11 protein-coding genes are annotated in these 20,747 nt (G+C 62.9%); 9 read left to right on the forward strand and 2 right to left on the reverse strand.

The window, feature by feature from the left end; genetic code table 11:
- Positions 1-2 precede the first annotated feature (2 nt).
- The 4 genes from ADN01_RS08465 to ADN01_RS08480 all read left to right on the forward strand — a co-directional run bounded on the left by ADN01_RS08465 (position 3) and on the right by ADN01_RS08480 (position 4,925).
- On the forward strand, positions 3-1,241 hold the full coding sequence (locus ADN01_RS08465; protein WP_062418661.1) for a molybdopterin molybdotransferase MoeA: 1,239 nt from the start codon (positions 3-5) through the stop codon (positions 1,239-1,241).
- 7 nt (positions 1,242-1,248) lie between these two features.
- A complete protein-coding gene (locus tag ADN01_RS08470) occupies positions 1,249-1,674 on the forward strand; it encodes a vitamin K epoxide reductase family protein (RefSeq protein WP_062418662.1) in 426 nt (141 codons plus the stop codon).
- Positions 1,675-1,690: 16 nt separating this feature from the next.
- The gene (locus tag ADN01_RS19250; protein ID WP_062418663.1) at positions 1,691-1,927 is read left to right on the forward strand and encodes a hypothetical protein; all 237 of its coding nucleotides are present in this window, start codon (positions 1,691-1,693) and stop codon (positions 1,925-1,927) included.
- A 235-nt stretch (positions 1,928-2,162) separates the two neighbouring features.
- A complete protein-coding gene (locus tag ADN01_RS08480) occupies positions 2,163-4,925 on the forward strand; it encodes a cation-translocating P-type ATPase (RefSeq protein WP_062418664.1) in 2,763 nt (920 codons plus the stop codon).
- Positions 4,926-4,992: 67 nt separating this feature from the next.
- On the opposite strand, the gene ADN01_RS08485 is transcribed toward ADN01_RS08480, so the two are convergent.
- Complete coding sequence (locus ADN01_RS08485) at positions 4,993-5,988, reverse strand: NAD-dependent epimerase/dehydratase family protein (RefSeq protein WP_062418665.1); 996 nt, start codon at positions 5,986-5,988, stop codon at positions 4,993-4,995.
- 252 nt (positions 5,989-6,240) lie between these two features.
- On the opposite strand from ADN01_RS08485, the gene ADN01_RS08490 reads away from it, so the two are divergent.
- From ADN01_RS08490 to ADN01_RS08510, 5 genes are all read left to right on the forward strand, one after another.
- Positions 6,241-7,788, forward strand: coding sequence for an acyl-CoA carboxylase subunit beta (locus ADN01_RS08490; protein ID WP_062418666.1), 1,548 nt, complete (start codon positions 6,241-6,243; stop codon positions 7,786-7,788).
- 80 nt (positions 7,789-7,868) lie between these two features.
- Positions 7,869-9,368, forward strand: a complete 1,500-nt coding sequence (locus tag ADN01_RS08495) for an acetyl-CoA carboxylase biotin carboxylase subunit (protein ID WP_075071071.1) — start codon at positions 7,869-7,871, stop codon at positions 9,366-9,368.
- 33 nt (positions 9,369-9,401) lie between these two features.
- On the forward strand, positions 9,402-9,893 hold the full coding sequence (locus ADN01_RS08500; RefSeq protein ID WP_062418667.1) for an acetyl-CoA carboxylase biotin carboxyl carrier protein subunit: 492 nt from the start codon (positions 9,402-9,404) through the stop codon (positions 9,891-9,893).
- Between the two features lie 87 nt (positions 9,894-9,980).
- Positions 9,981-18,212 (forward strand): type I polyketide synthase, encoded by an 8,232-nt coding sequence (locus ADN01_RS08505; protein WP_075071072.1) that lies wholly within the window; start codon positions 9,981-9,983, stop codon positions 18,210-18,212.
- Positions 18,209-18,961, forward strand: coding sequence for a 4'-phosphopantetheinyl transferase family protein (locus ADN01_RS08510; RefSeq protein ID WP_062418668.1), 753 nt, complete (start codon positions 18,209-18,211; stop codon positions 18,959-18,961). The genes ADN01_RS08505 and ADN01_RS08510 overlap by 4 nt, the downstream gene beginning before the upstream one ends.
- On the opposite strand, the gene ADN01_RS08515 is transcribed toward ADN01_RS08510, so the two are convergent.
- On the reverse strand, positions 18,958-20,595 hold the full coding sequence (locus ADN01_RS08515; RefSeq protein ID WP_201778659.1) for a PfaD family polyunsaturated fatty acid/polyketide biosynthesis protein: 1,638 nt from the start codon (positions 20,593-20,595) through the stop codon (positions 18,958-18,960). The two genes, ADN01_RS08510 and ADN01_RS08515, sit on opposite strands and share 4 nt — an antisense overlap.
- Between the last annotated feature and the right edge of the window lie 152 nt (positions 20,596-20,747).

Genomic DNA, 20,747 nt, shown 5'->3' on the forward strand with positions numbered 1-20,747 from the left:
TGTTGCCTGAACTCACTTCTGTGAAAGACGCTCTGGGGCAGTTGTTAAGCGCTTTCAACCGCCTCCCCGCGGAAAATGTCTCTCTTGCACGCGCCCTGGGCCGAGTTCTGGCCGAAGGCGTATCAGCCCCCCTCGACCTTCCCCCCTTCACCAATTCCGGGATGGACGGCTACGCCGTGCGTGCAGCCGACACTCATCCTGCACCGCAAACCCTCACCGTCATCGGCGACATCCCCGCAGGTCTAACCCCTGAGCTGAAGCTCTACCCAGGTCAGGCCGCCCGCATCATGACCGGCGCCATGCTGCCCGAAGGCGCAGATGCAGTCATCCCTATCGAGTACACCGACCAGCCCGTCTTTGACCCCAACCAGGCTTTCCCGCATTCCATCACTGCTCGCCAATCCGTCCAGCCCGGGGATTTCATTCGCCCCCTGGGGCAAGATATCCGCACCGGTCAGGCAGTTTTGCCCGCAGGCCGCCGCCTTCGCGCCCAAGACCTGGGCTTGCTGGCCTCCTTCGGCTTCACCACCCTCAAGGTGGTGCGCCGCCCCCGCGTGGCCCTGCTCTCCACCGGCGACGAGCTGGTGGAACCTGGTCTTCCCCTCCCTCCCGGGAAAATTCACAATTCCAACAGCGTCATGCTCGGCGCCCTCGTGCGCCAGTTCGGCGGGAAGGTCTGCTTTCAAAGTACCGTGCCCGACCAACCCCAAGCCATCCGCGAGATGTTCGCCCGCGCCCTCGAACAGTCCCCTGACTTGCTCATCACCTCGGCTGGGGTCTCTGTCGGCGCCTTTGACTATGTGCGCGACTGCATTGAAACGGACGGCCAGCTCACCCTCTGGCGAGTAAACATGCGCCCCGGCAAGCCGTTGGCTTTTGGCTCCTACCAACAAATTCCCGTCATCGGTCTGCCTGGTAACCCCGTCTCCGCCTTCGCCACCTTCCAGGTGTTCGTTGTCCCCGTGCTGCATACCCTGCTAGGCTTACCGGCGGAGTCCCGCCCTCAGGTGACGGTGACCCTGTCCGAGACGATCGAATCAGACGGCCGTGAGACCTACGCCCGCGCTCTGGTCACCTGGCAAGACGGCGCCTGGCATGCCCGCCTGGCTGAACATCAAGGTTCCGGCAACCTGCTGTCTTTGGTGCGCGCAAACGCTTTACTGATTGTCCCCTCTGGGGTAAAATCGCTTCCTGCTCAGGCGCAGGCCACCGCCTGGTGGTTAAACGCGGATTTATCTTAGGAGGACGATGAACCCTTCTTCCACGCGCACCTGGTTTATCATTCTTGCGGTCATCGGGCTGCTCGATTCGGTTTATCTGACCATCGCCAAGCTCACCGCAAACCGCCAGATGTGTCTGGAGGGCATTGGGGACTGCTGGTCGGTCAATCAAAGCACCTATTCCGAAATCCTCGGCATCCCCATCGCCTTGCTGGGGGCTGCCGCCTATGCTGCCCTCATCGTTCTTGTCCTGCTGGAGCAGCGTGCCTTCTTCTGGCGATATCTCACCTTTGCCGCTACCCTTTTTGGCGTGCTGTATTCTGCTTATCTGACCTATATAGAAATTGCAGTTCTCAAAGCTATCTGCCCGTTTTGTGTTGTGTCCGCTGTAATCATTACCTTGCTGTTTGCGCTCACTATCTACCGCCTGTTCGCCGATCAGGCTCAATCCTAATCAGGAGGGAAGTTGAATGCCCCGAATTCGATGTCACTATATTGACTGCGCTTTTCTGGATGATGGTTTTTGCAGTGCTGCTGCCGTAGAAGTGAACCCTGATGACGGCTGTCAGACCTATTCCCCCACCTCCGAAGTCCCCACCGATGAAAACTGGGAGGATGAAGAAGAGCTGGAAGAATGGGAAGAGCTGGAAGATGAAGAAGAAGATGATGAAGACATCTGGTTGGACGAGGAAGAAGAAGAATATTAGTTCTTTCTCAGAAACCAACGACTTGACACCACTCACCATTCGGGTTACACTTTTTGGCGGATGGGGAGTAGCACCTTTCTCAGGGCAAACTGTCGTCATGACGGAACCCAAAGTTCCCGGCAGTTTGAACGCGTCAGAATCGCGTTTTGCAAGACCACCACAGTTCATTTGTGGTGGTCTTTTTTTCACTACCGCCTGCCACAAATAACCGACATCTGATAAAAAGGACGGACATATGAAAGAGAATGGCGCGCAGCAGTGGCATGAAATGGATCTGCCCAAATTTGAGCAGACCATGGAAGTCAACACACAGCAAGGCTTGTCTGCCGATGAGGTTCAGCACAGGCAGGCCCAGTATGGCCCCAATGAGTTAATCGACCGCGGCACGAAAAGCCCCTGGAAAATCCTCCTAGAGCAGCTCTCTGGGGTCATGGTCATTATCCTGATCGTCTCTGCCGTCATTTCAGCCCTCCTGGGCGAATACAAAGACGCCGTTGTGATCTTGATCATCGTCATTCTCAATTCCATCCTCGGCTTTACCCAGGAATACCGCGCCGAACAGGCCATGGCCGCCTTGAAGAAAATGGCCGTCCCTCACGTGCGCGTCCGCCGCAGCGGCCATGTTCAGGAGATTTCCGCTCGCGATCTGGTCCCCGGCGATGTCATCCTCCTGGAAGCTGGCAGCTCTATCCCCGCCGACAGCCGCGTGATCGAATCGGTCAACCTGCGAGTGCAGGAGGCGGTGCTCACCGGCGAATCGGAAGCAGTCGAAAAACACACTGATCCTCTCAAGGGAGAAAATCTGGCCCTTGGCGACCGCCGCAACATGCTCTACATGGGAACCGTGGCCACCTACGGACGCGGCACAGCCGTGGTCACCTCCACCGGCATGCACACCGAATTGGGCCGCATCGCCGAAATGATCCAGAATGTTGGCCAGGAGCAAACCCCCTTGCAGCGCCGTCTGGAACAGCTCGGCCGTGGGCTGGCCATTGCCGCCCTGGCCATCGTCTTTGTTGTCTTCATCTTGGGCTTGCTGCGCGGTGAACCCCTGCGCCTGATGTTCCAGACCGCCATCAGCATGGCTGTGGCCGCAGTTCCCGAAGGGCTGCCTGCCGTGGTCACGATTGCCCTGGCCCTGGGCGCCCAGCGCATGCTCTCGCGCCATGCCCTCATCCGCAAACTCCCCGCGGTGGAAACCCTCGGCTCCGTCACGGTCATCTGCTCCGATAAAACCGGAACCCTCACCGAAAACCGCATGACCGTCACCGTTTTGGATGTGGCCGGTAACCAGATGGATTTTGTCGAACAGGTCAAATCCTTCACCCCCCACATGGATACCAAAGCCAGCCCGGCGCCCCTGGTGCAGGAGAACTCTGCGGTGGCCCTCCTCCTCACCGGAGGCACCCTGTGCAATGACGCCATTTTAGAAGAAGATACTCAGGCCGGGGATTTGTCGGCGATTGGCGACCCCACCGAAGGCGCCCTGGTCATCGCCGCTGCCCGCGTGGGCCTGCGCAAGCCTGATTTGGAAGCAGTCATGCCCCGCGCCGCTGAAGTCCCCTTCGACAGCGACCGCAAGCGCATGACCACCCTCCACCGCTTCCAAATCAGCCAGCTTCCTGAGGCTTTGCAGCCCCTATGGAACGCCCGCGCTCTTGCCGCCCAATCCGAAGCCGTACTCACCGTCACCAAAGGCGCCGTGGACGGCCTTTTGGAAGTGTCTTCACGCGTGTGGGTGGACGGACGCATTGAGCAGCTCAACGATCACTGGAAAGAGCGTGTGCAGGCCGCCAATAACGCGATGGCCCAAAAAGGCATGCGCGTTCTCGGCGTAGCGGTGCATATGGACGCTCAGGTGCCCACGGATGTCAGCGCCGAAGGCGTTGAAAAAGACCTGATCTTCATCGGCATGACTGGCATGATTGACCCCGCCCGCCCGGAAGTGAAAGATGCCGTGGCCGTGGCGAAAGGCGCCGGAATTCGCCCCATCATGATCACTGGCGACCACCCCCTCACCGCTCTGTCCATCGCCAAAGAATTGGGCATCGCCACCCAACACCGCGTGGTCACCGGGCAAGAATTGGCCGTCATGAGCGATGAGGAACTGAGAGCACAGGTGGATGACATCTCCGTGTACGCGCGTGTGTCACCTGAGCACAAGCTGAAAATCGTCCAGGCCCTCCAATTCAAAGGCCACATCGTGGCCATGACCGGCGACGGTGTCAACGACGCCCCCGCCCTCAAGCGCGCCGATATCGGCGTAGCGATGGGCATCACCGGCACCGATGTGTCTAAAGAAGCCTCAGATATGATCTTGCTGGATGACAACTTTGCCACCATCGTGGCGGCCGTCGAAGAAGGCCGCCGTATCTACGACAACATCCGCAAGTTCATCCGTTACACCATGACCTCCAATGCCGGTGAAATCTGGGTTATGCTCGTCGCCCCCTTCTTAGGCATGCCCATGCCCCTCACCCCACTGCAAATCTTGTGGATCAACCTGGTCACGGACGGCCTGCCGGGTCTGGCGCTCACCGTGGAGCCCACTGAGCGCAACACGATGAAGCGTAAACCGCACCATCCCCAGGAAAACATCTTCGGCCGCGGCATGGCCCGCGAAATCCTGTGGGTCGGTTTGCTCATGGGTCTGGTCTCTTTGGCGATGGGCTACATCTTCTTCAAGCAGGAAGTTGCTGCCTGGCAGACCATGGTCTTCACCACCCTCACCCTGGCGCAGATGGGACATGTGCTGGCCATCCGCACCGAACGGGACTCTCTCTTCCAGGTGGGTCTGCTCAGCAATAAACCCCTCCTCGGCGCGGTCCTGTTGACCTTTGTACTGCAAATGATGGTGATCTATCTGCCCTTCTTCCAGGATATCTTCCAGACCATAGCTCTGACCCCCAGCCAGTTGATCATCAGCCTGGTCTCCAGCACGGTGGTGTTCTTCAGTCTGGAAATCATGAAAGCCATCCAGCGCCGCAAAGAAGACTAAATTCGATCCAAAAGAGCGCACTGCGCTGTAAAACATCAGGGCAGGCCGGCGGCCTGCCCTGTTTGCTTTATTTTCCGGCTGCCCAGCGTTCGCGGTACCACGTCACTGCCTCAGCCAACGCCTGACGAATGGGTGTGTAGCGCAGCCCCAATTCCCTTTCCGCGCGGCTGCCGTCAAAGGCAAAGCCGTTTTTCAGGGTCTTGGCCGCGTCAATGGATAATCCCCAATGCGGGGGCTGATGCGTCACCGCCGCCGCCCAGGTTTGTAAATAGGCTGCCGCCGTCACCACAAAATCGGGAAAAGGGATCAGCGGCAGACGCACATCCGCCGCCGCGCCGATCATGGCCGCATAATCTTTACCGTTCAAGATCGTCTTACCGATTAAATACTTGCGCCCCACGCTGGCTGGCGTCTCTGCCGCCCGTAAAACGGCTTCCACCACATCCCCCACATACACATAGGTTGCGTAGGAATGGTGGTAAATGGTGCTGGGAACCCGGCGGCGGATCACGTCCATAATATACTCCCCGCTGGCCTTGTCGTCCCCCGCTCCCAACACAATCCCCGGGTACAGCACCGTCAGCGGCAACCCGCGTTGGTGGTAATACTCCCAGGCGATCCGGTCACCTTCCGCTTTCGTCCGCGCGTAGGTGCTGAAAAACTTCGGCCCGGGGGTGCTGTCTTCATGGAACGGCTTTTCTTTCGGCTGCCCATAGACCGCCACCGTGCTGACGTACACCACCTTACTCACCCCGGCTTGTGCCGCGGCATCCATCAGGTTGCGCGTCCCCTCCACGTTCACTTTCCACATTTCTTCCGGTTTTGGCGTCCACATGGTATACACATTAGCCAAATGGATCACGCAGTCCATCCCCCGCAGGGCTTCGGTCAGGGTTTCCGGCTGGGTCACATCCCCCAGCGCCAGTTCCACCCCAAAGCCCGTCAGGCGCGCCCCCCGCTCTGGGCTGCGCACCAGGCAGCGCACGGTGTGGTCTGTGCGCGCCAGGCGTGCGACCAAATGTTTCCCAATAAAACCGCTCCCGCCCGTAACCAGAATCTTCATGCCCGCTCCTTATCCGTCTCATCAGCCCCCCTGCAAGAGGCAATCATAGCAAAACCCCCGCAAACCAACAAGATAACAATCTTCACCCGCACCGCCGTTATCCATCCCCCTTCTCAAAAATTCCCACAACCCGCGTAACTCTCCCGCACGGCTGGGGTTTCTTGCTTGTAGAACATTGCGCTGATCCCATCCCCGCCTACCTTCTGCCGCAGCGCCGTCTGTAAAAAATTCGCTCGAAACGGGAACCTGTGTATGAGCCATTCTGCGTTTGAACGCCTGCAGCAACTTCGCCGCGAAGCCGCCCAGGGCGGCGGCCCCCAACGCACCGCTGCCCAGCACGCTAAAGGAAAGCTGACCGCGCGGGAGCGGATCGAAACCTTGCTCGATCCGGGGACTTTTGTGGAAACCGGCATGTTCGTCACCCACCGCGCTGTGGGTCTGGGCATGGAGCAGTCTCACCCCCTGGGTGACGGTGTCGTCACCGGCAGCGGCAAGATCGACGGCCGCCCGGTGTATGTGTTCGCCCAGGATTTCACCGTCCTGGGAGGGTCGGTGGGCGAAGCCCACGCGCAAAAAATCGCCCGCCTGCAGGACCTGGCCTTCCAAAACGGCGCCCCCCTGATCGGCATCAACGATTCCGGCGGTGCCCGCATTCAGGAAGGCGTCGCCTCGCTGGCCGGGTACGGTGAAATTTTCTTCCGCAATGTACGCGCCTCCGGCGTCATCCCGCAAATCTCAGTGATCCTCGGCCCCTGCGCGGGCGGCGCGGTCTATTCACCTGCCATCACCGATTTTGTCTTTATGGTGGAAAACACCGCCAACATGTTCATCACAGGCCCGGAGGTCATCCGCGCAGTCACCCACCAAGACATCACCCCTGAAGATCTGGGCGGCGCCGCCGTCCACAGCACCCGCAGCGGCGTGGCGCACTTCACTGCCCCCGATGAAGACAGCCTCTTTCAGACCCTGCGCTGGCTGCTTTCTTACCTGCCTTCCAACAACCTCTCTTTGCCTGCCCCTATCCCCACCCAGGACCCGGCCGAGCGAGCCACGCCAGAACTGGCTGAAATCGTCCCCGCCGATCCCCAACGCCCCTACGATATTCACCGCGTCCTGGAAGTGCTGCTGGATGACGGCGTCTTTCTGGAAGTTCAGCCGGAATACGCCCGCAACATCGTCATCGGCCTGGGCCGCCTGAACGGCAGCGTGGTGGGCGTCATCGCCAACCAGCCCGACTTTTTGGCGGGCGTGCTGGATATTGATGCATCCGACAAGGCCGCCCGCTTCATTCGCTTCTGCGACGCCTTCCACATCCCCCTGCTCACGCTGGTGGACACCCCCGGCTTTCTCCCAGGGGCCGACCAGGAACACAACGGCATCATCCGCCACGGCGCAAAAATGATCTTTGCCTATGCTGAAGCCACCGTCCCCAAGCTGTCGGTCATTTTACGCAAAGCCTACGGCGGCGCCTACATCGTGATGAGCTCCAAACATCTCGGTGGGGACCTGAACCTGGCCTGGCCCAACGCGGAAATCGCCGTCATGGGGCCGGAGGGCGCGGTCAACATCGTCTTCCGCAAAGAGATTGAAGCCTCCTCCGACCCAGCCGCCCGCCGCTCTGAGCTGACCCAGCAGTACCGCCAGGAGTTGGCCAATCCCTTTGTGGCAGCCTCGCGCGGCTATCTGGATGACATCCTCCAGCCCGCCGAAACCCGCCAGCGTCTCATCACCGGGCTGGACTCCCTGCGCGAAAAAAGACAGCCCGCTCCCGCACGCAAACACGGCAATATCCCCTTGTAGAACGTTCCCATCCAGGTCTTTTGAGCGTGCTAGAGATTTTTATTATACTTTTTCTATCTTATTGATCAAGGATTGAACTCATGACCCATCTTCAGCCAAAAGTGTTGGTAGCCAACCGGGGAGAGATTGCCGTGCGCATCTTCCGCGCCTGCCGGGAGCTGGGCCTGCCGTCTGTTGCGGTCTACACGGATGTGGATCAAAACGCCCTGCATCTGCGCTACGCGGATGAAGTCGTGCCTCTGGGCGACCGCCAAAATTACCTCTCCATCCCCGCGGTGATGGCCGCAGCCCGCGCCGCCCATGCCGCGGCCGTACACCCAGGCTACGGTTTCCTGGCCGAGAACGCCGCCTTTGCCCAGGCCGTTGAAGATGCTGGCATGATCTTCATCGGCCCCCGCCCTCAGACCATCGCCCTCATGGGCGACAAGCTTGCCTCGCGCCAGGCTGCCCAGGCTGCAGGGCTGCCCATCCTCCCCGGCTCCGACCGCCCCCTGCCCCCCCAGGTTCCCCTGCACATGGCCGCTCAGGTGGCCTACCCCGTGCTGGTCAAAGCCGCCGCGGGCGGCGGTGGCCGCGGCATCCGCCTGGTGCGCTCCCCCGAAGAGCTGGAACCCATGATCGCTGCCGCCCGTCAGGAAGCCCTTTCGGCCTTTGGCGACGACACCGTTTATCTGGAATCGATGGTTCAGCAGGCCCGCCACATTGAAGTGCAGATTCTTGGCGAGGGCAGCGGCTGCGTCACTGTGCTGGGCGAACGCGAATGTTCCATCCAACGCCGCCGCCAAAAGCTGATCGAAGAAGCCCCCGCTCCCGGCCTGACCCCCGTCATGCTGGAACAAATCCACACCGCGGCCATGCGCCTCGGCTGTCACCTGCAATACCGCGGCCTGGGAACGGTGGAGTTCCTGCTGGATCCCCACGGTCACTTCCACTTCATCGAAGTTAACCCGCGTATCCAGGTCGAGCACCCCGTCACCGAGATGGTCACCGGCGTGGATCTGGTGCAGGCGCAGCTTCTCCTGGCCCTGAACCTGGGCCGCCCGCCAGCCCTGGATGCCTTCGAGCAGCGCGGCTGTGCCATCGAAGCCCGAATTCTGGCCGAAGACCCCGCCCTGGATTTCCTGCCCGCCGTGGGCGAAATCACCTATCTGAAAGAGCCGGGAGGTCCCGGCGTTCGCGTGGACAGCGCCCTCTTCCAGGGCATGCAGGTCACGGCAGATTACGACTCCCTCCTTGCCAAAGTCATTGCCTGGGGGCCAGACCGTCCTTCGGCCATCCGCCGCCTGCGCCGTGCCCTGGGTGAGCTGCAAATCGGCGGCTTGCCCACCTCCGCCGGGTGGATTCTGCAGATCTTAGACAGCCCCGCTTTTCAGGAAGGGCGCGTCACCACCACCTATCTGGACAGCTTCCAGCCCGCCCCCGCCGAACCCGAACCCACCCTGGAACGCGAACTGGCCCTGGCCGCCGCCCTCGTAGCCCACCGTGCCCGCGCCCCCCTCGCCGCAGGTGCGTCCACAGCCGCCGTAGGCCCTTCCCGCTGGCAGTTGGCCGCCTGGCAGGAACAAATGAGCCGCATCTGAGTTTTTTTGTTTTTTGGATCCCTGGAGGTAATTATGTCACTCTACAGCGTCACCATCAACGATCGCGAATACAACGTCCGCTTCAACGGCTCGCAAGCCTTTGTCAATGGGGAACCCGTGCAGCTCAACTGGACTCCGCTCAACACCAGCGGTCTGCACCTCTTACGCCGCGGCCGTCAGGCAGTGGAAGTGCACCTCTCTCAGCCCGAGCCGGAGACCCTCGAATTTCTCATCGGCAGCCGCCGCCTGCTGGCCCGCGTCGAAGCTCTCCACCAGCGTCTGCGCAAGCGCCCCGCCGCCTCCGCCCCGCAAATTGCCGCCCCCATGCCCGGTCTCATCGTCTCCATCCTGGTTCAGGAAGGCGATTCAGTCACAAAAGGCCAAACCGTGGCCGTGCTTGAATCCATGAAAATGCAGATGCAGCTGCGAGCCGCCCAAGACGCGCGGGTTGCCCGTGTCCTGGTTCAGCCCGGTCAGCAAGTGGACAAGAGCCAGGCCATCCTCAGCCTGTCGCCACTCACTTGATTTCAGTTCCCGTAATCCTCCATGCTCTCTTCCGCAGGCGCGTGATGTGCGCCGCCTGCCACCCTATTTTTTTGCGAGGCACTTTCCATGAACGAAATGAAACCCGTTGCCGTTGTCGGCCTGGGGGCAATTTTACCGGACGCTCACGACGTCCCCATCTTTTGGGAACGACTCAAGAGCGGCTATCACGCCGTCCGTCCCGTCCCTTTGGGGCGCTGGGACCCGGCCCTCTATTTTGACCCTGACCCATCCGTTCCCGATAAGACCTACACCAAAATCGGCGCATGGGTGCAGGGCTTCAGCTTCGAACCCCTCAAACTGGGCATTCCCATCCCGCTCAGCGTGCTCAATGCCATGGATGACGCCCAAAAATGGGCCATTGCCGCTGCCCGTCAGGCCCTGGATCATTACGGCTATCCCCAGCGCAGCCTGAACCCCGAACGGGTGGCCGTCATCCTGGGCAACGCCCTCGCCGGTGAATATCATTACCGCACCAGCCTGCGCATTCATCTGCCCGAATTCCTCTCCGCCCTCTCCGAAGTGGAGGATTTTCAAAATCTGCCGGCGTCCGTCCAGCAGGCCCTCCTCGGCGGCTTCAGCCGCAAGCTGCAAAGCGCCATCCCTGCCATCACCGAAGATACCATGCCGGGCGAGCTGTCCAACATCATCGCCGGCCGCGTCTCCAACGTTTTCAACTTCGCCGGCCCCAACTTCGTCACCGATGCCGCCTGCGCCTCCTCTCTGGCGGCCCTCCAATCCGCCGTGGAAGGCCTCAACGCCTACCATTTTGACGCCGTCCTCACCGGCGGTGTGGACCGCAACATGGGGGTTGAGTCGTTCGTCAAATTCAGCAAAATCGGCGCCCTCAGCCCCGACGGATCCCGTCCCTATGCGGCGGGGGCCAATGGTTTTGTCATGGGCGAAGGCGCAGCCCTCTTCCTGCTCAAACGCCTGGAGGACGCCGAAAAAGATGGCGATACCATCTACGCCGTGGTGCGCGGCATCGGCTCCAGTTCGGACGGCAAAGGCAAGGGCATCACCGCCCCCAACCCCGCCGGTCAGCAGCGTGCCATCCTGCGCGCCTGGCAGAACGCCGGCCTCGACCCCGCTACCATCGGCATGATCGAAGGTCACGGCACTTCCACCCGCGTCGGGGATGTGGTGGAAGTCGCCAGCCTTAACGATGCCCTGGGCGCCTCCAACCTGCCTGCTCAGTCCGTGGCCCTCGGCTCGGTGAAATCCAACATCGGCCATCTCAAAAGCGCCGCCGGGGCCGCCGGTCTGCTCAAGGTGGTGCTGTCCCTGCACCACCGTCAAATTCCGCCCTCGGTGAATTTTGAACAGCCCAACCCGCAAATCCCGTTCCATACCACGCCCTTCCGCGTGCCCACCCAGTTAACGGACTGGGAAAACCGCGGTGAGCACCCCCGCCGGGCTGCGCTCAGCTCCTTTGGCTTCGGCGGCACCAATTTCCACGTGGTCGTGGATGAATACGTGCCGGGTGTGGCCCTCTCAGCCTCTCGCCTGTACCCCGGTGCGGCCCTCAGCGCCGCCGAGGCCGCCCCCACCCCCGTCCTTACGCCGGCAGCCGCCGCCGCGCCCGCCGCGGAGGACGCTCAGGTGCTTCAATGGGTGACCGCCCTGGTCGCCGAAAAAACCGGCTATCCCCCCGAAATGCTCGATTCCAGCCTCGATCTGGAAGCTGACCTGGGGGTGGATACCGTCAAACAAGCCGAGCTGTTCGCCGCGGTTCGCAGCCATTACGACATCCCCCGCCGCGAAGACCTGCGCCTGTCGGATTACAATACCCTGGAAAAAGTGGCTGCTTTCGTCACCAGCAGCCGTCCTTCCCAGCCGGCTGCCGCGCCCATTCCCGCCCCAGCCGCACCCGTCCCAAGTGCGCAGTCCGCAGCCCAGCCTGCGCCCAGCGCCTCGCTGAGCCAGGACCTGCTCTTTTTGTCCGCGCCCACGGTTGAAGCCCTGAATGCGCAGGTCGAACACACCGCCGCGGCCTGGGCGGAAGGCCGTCCAGCCCAGCCTGCCCCCGCGGAACCTCCCCAGGCACACCGTCTGGCCCTCATCGGCGACCCTGCTAGCCCCGCCGAGACCGCCAAACGCCTGGAAAAGGCACAAAAAGCCCTGCAAACGTCCTCTGCTGCGGGTTGGGCCGCCCTGGCCACTCAGGGCATCTTCTACGCCGCCCACCAGCCGGGCAAGACCGCCTTCCTCTTCCCAGGGCAGGGGTCTCAGTACGCGGATATGCTCCGCGATCTGTGCCCCGTGGAGCCGGTCATCCAACGCACCTTCGAAGAGGCCGACGCGGTCATGACCCCCATTTTAGGGCGGCCCCTCACCGATTTCATCTTCACCCGCCCAGACGAGCCGGATACCAGCCGCGCCGAACAGGAACTGCGCAACACCGCCATCACCCAGCCCGCTGTCCTCACCGCCAATGTGGCCCTGCTGCGCCTCTTGCAGCAGTACGGCTTTTCCCCCGACTGGGTCATCGGCCACAGTCTGGGCGAATATGCCGCCCTGGTGGCCGCGGGTGTGCTCACCTTCGCCGAAGCCCTGGAAGTGGTCAGCGCGCGCGGGCGCGAGATGAGCAAAGTGGCCATGGCCGATAACGGCTGTATGGCTGCCGTTTCCGGCCCGATTGGCGAAGTGCAGCGTCTGCTCCAGCAGGTCCCCGGCTACGTGGTCATCGCCAACCTGAACAGCCCCGTCCAATCGGTCATCGCCGGGGAAACCGCCGCGGTGGAAGCCGCCATCGCCTTGTTCCAATCCGCCAACATCCAGGCGGTCAAAATCCCGGTTTCACACGCCTTCCATTCCAAAATCGTCGCCCCCGCCAGCGAACCCCTGCGCCAGGTGATCAGCCGCATGCAGATGCAATCCCCGCGCATCCCCGTCGTCGCTAACGTCACCGGCCAGGCCTACCCCGCCCAGCCCGCTGCCGTTCTGGATCTGCTGGCCCAGCAGGTAGCTGCACCGGTGCAGTTCATCCGCGGCGTCCAGACTCTGTGGAATGAGGGCGTGCGCACCTTCGTGGAGGTCGGCCCCAAGCGTGTCCTCACCGCTCTGCTCAGCGACATTCTCAAAGACCGGGGCGGTTGGCTGGCCCTTTCAACCAATCACCCCCGCAAGGGCGGGGTTCTCTCCTTCCAGGAAGCCCTCTGCGGTCTGTACGCCGCGGGTGCCCGCCCAGCCCAACCCTCCTCCCCGGCCTTGGTGCCGGCTCCCCAGCCGCAGGTCTCGGCGGCCCCATCCGCTCCCTCCTTCCCCCGCCCATCCGGTTCGGTGGTCATCTCCGGCGCGGGGCTGGGACTGCCCGGACGTCAGGTGGATATGTTCGCAGAAGATAATGTCGCCCGCATCCTCAGCGGAGACAGCCGCATTGAACCCCTGCCCGAAGAAACCCGTGCGGCCATGCTGCAAAGGCGCGTCACCCGTCTGGTGAAAAGTGAATCCGGCGCGGTCATGCAGACCATTGATGACCTGGAGCAAACGGTGAAACTGGCCGGACAGCGCGGCCATTTTGATTTGGAAGCCGATTTCGGCATTCCCGCCGACCGCACCGAAGCCACCGACATCAGCACTCAGCTGGCCATCGCCGCGGGCATCGAAGCCCTGCGCGACGCCGGCATTCCCCTGGTGATGGATTACCGTGAAACCAGCAAAGGCACCCTGCTGCCTCACCGCTGGATGCTGCCTGAGCCGCTGCGCGATGAAACCGGCGTGATCTTTGGCTCGGCCTTCCCTGGGCTCGACCGCATGGCCGAGGAAACCGAGCGTTTCTCCCAGCACCAGCAAATCCTCTCGCGCATGGCCGAGCTGCAGCAATTGGCCCAGGCCCTCAACGGTAGCGCATCCTCCCCGGTCGCAGCGGAAATTCAATCCCGACTGAAAGCCCTGCAAGCCCAACTGGACGCGCTGGATTATCATTTCGACCGGCGCTTCATCTTCCGCATCCTCTCCATGGGCCACGCTCAGTTTGCCGAAGCCATCGGCGCCCGCGGCCCCAATACCCACGTCAATGCTGCCTGCGCCACCACCACCCACGCCCTGGCCGTCGCCGAAGATTGGATCCGCGCCGGGCGTGCGCGGCGGGTGGTCATCATCTCCGGCGATGATGTCACCAGCGGCGCGCTTTCCCGCTGGGTGGGAACCGGCCTGCTGGCTTCCGGCGCCGCCACCACCGAAGGCGCCCTGCGCCTGGCCGCCCTGCCCTTTGACCGCCGCCGCAACGGCATGATCATGGGCGTGGCCGCTGCCGCCCTGGTGGTCGAAGCCCAGGATGCTCTGCTGGAACGCGGCATGACCGGCATTTGTGAACTGCTCGCCGCGCAGATTGGCAACTCCGCCTTCCACGGCACTCGCCTGGACGTGGATCACGTCAGCCGCGTGATGGAAACCCTCCTGCTGCAGGCTGAACAGCGCTTTGGCCTCTCGCGCAGCCAGATCGCCCCGCGCGCCCTGTTCATGTCGCACGAGACCTATACCCCTGCCCGCGGAGGCAGCGCCTCGGCCGAAATTCACGCCCTGCGCCGTACCTTCGGCGCCCAGGCCAACCAGATCCTCATCACCAATACAAAAGGCTTCACCGGCCACACCATGGGCGTCGGCGTCGAGGATGTCGTCGCTGCCAAAGCCCTGGAACTGGGACAGGTTCCTCCGATCGCCCATTACGACGAGGATTTTCAGCCGGACCCTGAGCTAGGCGACCTGAACCTCTCCAAAGGCGGCTCGGCTCCCGTGGAATATGCCCTGCGCCTGGGCGCTGGCTTTGGCTCGCAAATTGCTATGGCTCTCTTCCGCAAGATTCCCGCCCCCCACGGGCGAAAAGACCCCCGCCGCTATCAGGACTGGCTGAAAGCCGTTTCCGGCGCGGCCCAGCCGGAGACCGAGGTGGTGCAGCACACGCTGCGCATCCGCCATGCCGGTCCGCCCGCCCAAAAACCGCAGCCGTCCTCCTGGCGTCCCGGAGCCGTCCCCACGGCCTGGGCCGAAGCCCCCGCACCTGCTGCTGTCATGATAGAGGAACTCCCCGCACAACCAGAAATCAACGTGCAGCCCCTGCCCGTCCCCACAGCTCCAGCCCCAACCTCAACGCCGGATACAGCCGCCGTGCTTGCCTTCATCACCCAGCAGGTCAGCGAGAAAACCGGTTATCCGGCCGAAATGCTCGACCCCGATCTGGATCTGGAAGCTGATTTGGGCATTGACACCGTCAAGCAGGCTGAACTCTTCGCCGCCGTGCGCACCCATTACAATATCCCCCGCCGCGAGGATTTGCGCCTTTCGGATTACAACACCCTCGCGCGCGTGGCGGGTTTTGTCACCAGCGCCCTGGGGCAGCCCTCTCAGCCCTCCCAACCGGTATCTCCCCTGGAAACACCGCCCACGCAGGCAGAACCCCAGCCCTCCCCGGCCATATCCCCCCTGCAAACACCACCCACACAGGTAGAACCTCAGCCCTCCGCGCCGCAGGTGGATGCGGTCAAGGCTTTCATCACCCAACTGGTCAGCGAAAAGACCGGCTACCCGCCCGAAATGCTCGACCCCGATCTGGATCTGGAGACTGACCTGGGCATTGACACCGTCAAGCAGGCCGAGCTGTTCGCCGCCGTACGCACGCATTACAACATCCCCCGCCGTGAGGATCTGCGTCTCTCCGATTACAACACCCTGGAGAAAGTCCAGCGCTTTGTCCTCGACCAGCAGGCCGCCCCTGCCGCCGCGCAAGCTGAACCCGAGGCGGCGGCCGCGCCAATCGAGCCGGACAGCGCGCCCATTCTGCGCCGTGTGCCGCGGGCTGTGCTGCGCCCGCGCCTGGCCGTGTGCGCCCCCACCGGCGTCCCCTGGGGCGCGGGGGTGCGCGTGCTCATCTTGGGCGCGCCCAAAATCGCCGCAGCCCTCCAGCGCCGTCTGGAAGCCCAACAGCTCCAACCCATCCTTATCCCCAGCGGCCCCGCTGTCCAGGTACAGTCCGCCCTCACCCAGGCCCTCGAAAGCGGTCCCATTCAGGGCGTTTTCTGCCTCAGCGGGCTGGAGCCAGAGCCTGATGTGTTGGAATCGCCTTCCGGCGCATGGTACGTGGCGGTGGAAGAGCGCATCTTAGCCCTGGCCGCCGTCATGCGCACCCTGCCGCCCACAGCCTTCCTCCTCACCGCCACGCGCATGGGCAGCCTGGGCGGCTATGGGGCCTCCTCCCCTGCCGCTCCGGGCGGCGGCGCCTTGAGCGGCTTCACCAAGTCGCTGGCCTGGGAGCGGCCTACCGCCCTCATTAAGAATGTGGACTTCCCCAAAAACGCTCGCCCCGCCTGGATGGCCGAACGCCTCACCGGCGAATGTCTCTCCGACCCCGGCGCGGTGGAAATCGCCTGGCAGGACGGACAGCGCTTCACCTTCTCGTTGATCGAAGCCCCTGCCGCCAGCCCCACCCTCGATCTGGGGCCAGAACCCGTGTTCCTCATCAGCGGCGGAACCGCGGGCATCGTCCTGCCTATTCTGCGCGACCTGGCCAGCCGCGTCCGCGGGCGTTTCTATTTGGTGGGCAGCCGTCCTTTGCCCGCTGAAAACGACCCCGACCTGCTCCTGCTCCAGTCAGACCGCGGTCAGCTGCTGCGCCAATGGCACGCTCAGGCGGCCAGCCAGGGGCAGCGCTTGGCGCCCGCCGTCTTGGAGGCCCGCCTGGCCGCTCTGGAGCGCTCCGCGGCCGCCCTGCGGGAAATTCGCCAATGGCAGTCCCGCGGAGTGCAGGTCACCTACCTGTCCTGCGACCTCACCGATCCCGACCAAATCGCCGCGTTGGTTGAGCAGGTGCAGCAGCGCGAGGCGCAGGTAGATGTGTTCATCCACGCCGCCGGAACCGAGCGCAGCCGCAAGCTTGAATCCAAGCCCGACTCCGAAATTCAGCAGGTTCTGGCGGTCAAATTGGGCGGTTTCACCGGCCTGCTGCGCGCTCTGCAAGGCGCTAATCGCTGGCCCAAGGCGGTGGTCAGTTTCAGTTCCATCGCCGGGCGCTTTGGCAACGCCGGTCAAACCGACTATGCCGCCGCCAATGACGGCTTGGCCCGCCTCGGCGCCCACCTGCAAGGCCGCTTCCCCGCCGCCCGCTGGATCACCATGGATTGGGGGGCCTGGGCCGAGGTCGGCATGGCCAGCCGCGGCAATCTCCCCAAATTAATGGAAAAAGCCGGCATCGAAATGCTCCAGCCCGTTGCTGCCGCGCCCCTGGTCTATCGTGAGATCACCTCCGGAGGAGGCGAAGTCATCCTGGCGGGCGCCTTGGGCCACTTAGCCTCGCCGCGCGCCGCCCTGGAAAGCCTGGATTTGGAAAAAGCCAACCAGGCCCTCACGGCTGGGCAGCCCATCCACGTCATGCTCAGCCGTGCTGCTGGCATGGATCTGCACGAAGGGCTGCGCCTGGAAGCCGAGCTGGATCCCAATCAGGAACCCTTCCTGAAGGATCACGCCCTCAACGGTGTTCCCCTCCTCCCCGGCGTCATGGGCATCGAAGGGTTCGCCACCGCCGCCCGCCATGTGGCCACCTGCCTCGCCTCCGAGCAGGGAGAATTCCGCGTGACCGGCCTGGAGGACATCCAATTCCTCACCCCCCTCAAGTTCTACCGCGGTGAAAAACGGCGCATCACCTGGAAGGCCCAGGTCTTCCACGAGAAAGCCGGTCTAGAAGCCCGGGTCAGCCTGCATTCCACCTTAGCCCTTCGCAGTCGCCAACCGGAAGTCGTGCAGCATTTCAAAGCCCGCGTGCACTTGCAGCCGCTGGGGCAGTCCCTGGCCGCCCCCACCATCCAGCCGCCGCATTGGAACGGCGCGCCCAAGATTTGTGCGGATGATATCTACCGCCTGTATTTCCACGGCCCGGCCTTTCAGGTCCTGGATTGCGTGCAGTCCAGCGAGGGAGCCGTCCTGGGCCGCCTGCGCGCCGACCTGCCTGCCTTCACCTACGCGCAGCAGCCCCTGGAAACCGCCCCCATCTTGGTGGAGCTGTGTCTGCAAACCGCGGGCATCTACGAAGTGGGCCTCACCGGCAGCCTCAGCCTGCCCAGCGCCATCGGCCGGCTCAAGGTGTACCTTCAGCCCGAAGCGGCTGCAGAACCCCTGTTTGCGCGGGTGGTTCCCAGCCGCCTTCCCGACGGCGGCCTGTCGTTTCAGGCCTGGGTCACGGATTCGTCCGGGCGCGTCTTCCTGGAAATGGACGGCTACCGCACAGCAACCCTGCCCTATTCCGTATCCGCCGATCTGCTCGCCCCGCTGCAGGCCGTCATCCAGCCCCCCTCCGGGTCAGCCGCATGATCCCCTGGGTGTTTCTCAGAGCCGGAGAATACCCCTCCGGCTCTGAGCTTTTTTCGCTTGCCCCGTCTTTTCTCAGCCCAGCGGAGACGGCCTACCTGGGAACGCTGCGCTTTCCCCGCCGCCGGGACGATTGGCTGGCAGGGCGCTGGGCAGCAAAGCGCCTGCTGGCTGCCCTCCAGCCCGCTGGACAGCCTTTCATAGCCACCGAGTACGCTTTAATGCGCAGCCCTTCCGGCGCACCCATCCTACATCATCTAGGACGACCCCTACCTTACAGCCTTTCCCTCAGCCACCGCGCCGGGGCGGTGTTCTGCGCCTGCTGCCCTCTCCCAGGCGTTGCCTTGGGGGTGGATCTGGAATGGGTGGAAGAACGTCACCCCGCCTTTTACCAGGATTATTTCACCCTTGCTGAACAAGCCTTTGCCGCCAAGGCGGAACCGAACGCTCCGGCGGTCTGGTTCACCCTGCTGTGGAGTGCCAAAGAAGCGGTGCTCAAATCCCTGGGGCTGGGTCTGAGCGTGGATCCCCGCCGCATTGAAATCAGCGCTGATCCCCACGCCTGGCAGGCGCTGCACCGGCAGGCTTCGGCCTCTGTCTGGCAGATTGTTACCGTGCAAACCCGCGGCCTGCCCGTGGATGCACCGCTAAGTCTGTGGGCGCAGCGCCGCGGTGATTTCGTTCTCACCTGTGCCTTAAACGCAAAAGGGCCAGCAGAGCTGGCCCCAGATGAGCATCCAATCCAGCCCTAGGCGGGACTCAGCGGGAAATAGCGCCGCACCGCTTCCGGAAAGCGCACCCCCTGATTTTCCAGCGCCTGCAAGCGGCTCAAATAGGCCGCACCGATCAAGATGTGGCGGTTCACATCCACCACCCGCCGGTTTTCAGGCTGCTGCAAATAGCTGCCCTGCGTCCAGATGTTGAAAGCTCCCATCGCCGGACCGCACCAGATCTGGTAGTCCATCTCACGCCCCTTCTCGCCGCGGTTCGACCAGCGTGAAGATAATCCCAGATACCAGCGGAACACCAACGCCATCTTCTGATGAGGGTCAGCCTCGGCCCGCGCCAGCTCTTTGGGGTCGCGCTGCGCGAAGAATTGGCGCGTCTCCTCCCACACCGAATCCAGCGTGCGTTGAAAAATCTGCTTTTCCAGCTTTTCACGCTCCCCCGCGGGGATGCTCTCGATGGACGGATAGCGCGAGTACACCTCGTACAGCTTCGCCGCGCGCATGGGGAACAGCGTGCCGCGCTTCAGCACCTGCACCCGCACACCCATTTCAAACATGTCCGCCGCCGGGGCCATGGTCACATCCGCCAAACCCGCCTCAGCCAACAGCCGCCGCGTGTGCTCTGAAGCCCCCGATTCCACGCAGGCCTGGTTCACCGACCCCGTCACCAGATACTCCGCCCCCATCGCCAGGGCTGCCGCCGCCGCTTCGGGTGTGCTGATCCCTCCGGCCGCCCCCACCCGTACCCGCCAGGGTGATTTCCCTTCCGCGAGCATCTCATCCCGCAATTGGCGAATGGCGGGCAGCACGCACACCAACGGGCGGTTATCCGTGTGGCCGCCGGAATCCGCCTCCACGGTGATGTCGTCCGCCATCGGCGCCCGCCGCAGCAATTCTGCCTGCATGGGGGTGATTTTGCCCGCCGTCAGCAGGCTGTCCACCACGTCCGCCGGAGCCGGAGCCAAAAAGCGCTGTGCCACCTCTGGGCGCGACAACTTCACGATCAGTCGGTTGCTGGTTCGCACCTGTCCTTGTTCGTCCGCCTCCAGTCCGCTGGCGCGGTACAACACCAGCGGCGCGGTCACATCCACATAGGCCGAAGCCTCCACCACCCTCACCCCACGGGCTATGTAGAGTTCTGCTGTGCGCATCTCCATCGCTGGGTCGTGCAGGTTGAAAATCAAGTTGAAGGCGTAAGGTCCTTGCGGAAGCTGAGTTTGTAAGTTTTCCAAGGCAGCTTCCACCCGTTCCAGGCTTAAGCCCGCCGCCCCAAAGGAGCCCATCAAGCCCGCCTGCCCCAAAGCGGTCACCATCGCCTCCGAGGCAATCGCATTGGCCATCGCCCCGCCGTACAGCGCCGCGCGCGTGCCGTACGCCGCGCAAAATTCCTGGCTGCCCAGGCTGTCCAGCGGCCGCGGGGCTGCATACCCCACCCAAAGCCTCTCACTAGAACTGTGCCTCGCCCGGGGTTGTCCGTCCGAAACCAGGCGAATCTGCCCATCCTGCCAAACCGCTGCAGCGGGTTTCTCCAAATCCAACAGCACCTGCCGCACCCCTTCAGCGTCGTTAAGGCTCACCCCCTCTGGCCCCTCCCAGCCCAAATCTCCCCAACTTTGCGGGGTCATCGCATCGGTCATCATTCGGTTTTGAGGGTTCATCATCATCCTTCCTCACGTATAAATGGTGGTGCGCTTCCAGCCTGTGTGCTTAAACCCTCTCCCGACGTTCAGGTTGCGCCCCCATTCCCCCGTCTGGCGTACCAGAACTCCCACCCCAGATCGGCCCTTACGACTGTTCTACAGGAAAACGT

This window comes from Levilinea saccharolytica (assembly GCF_001306035.1).
GTDB classification, from domain to species: Bacteria; Chloroflexota; Anaerolineae; order Anaerolineales; family Anaerolineaceae; genus Levilinea; species Levilinea saccharolytica.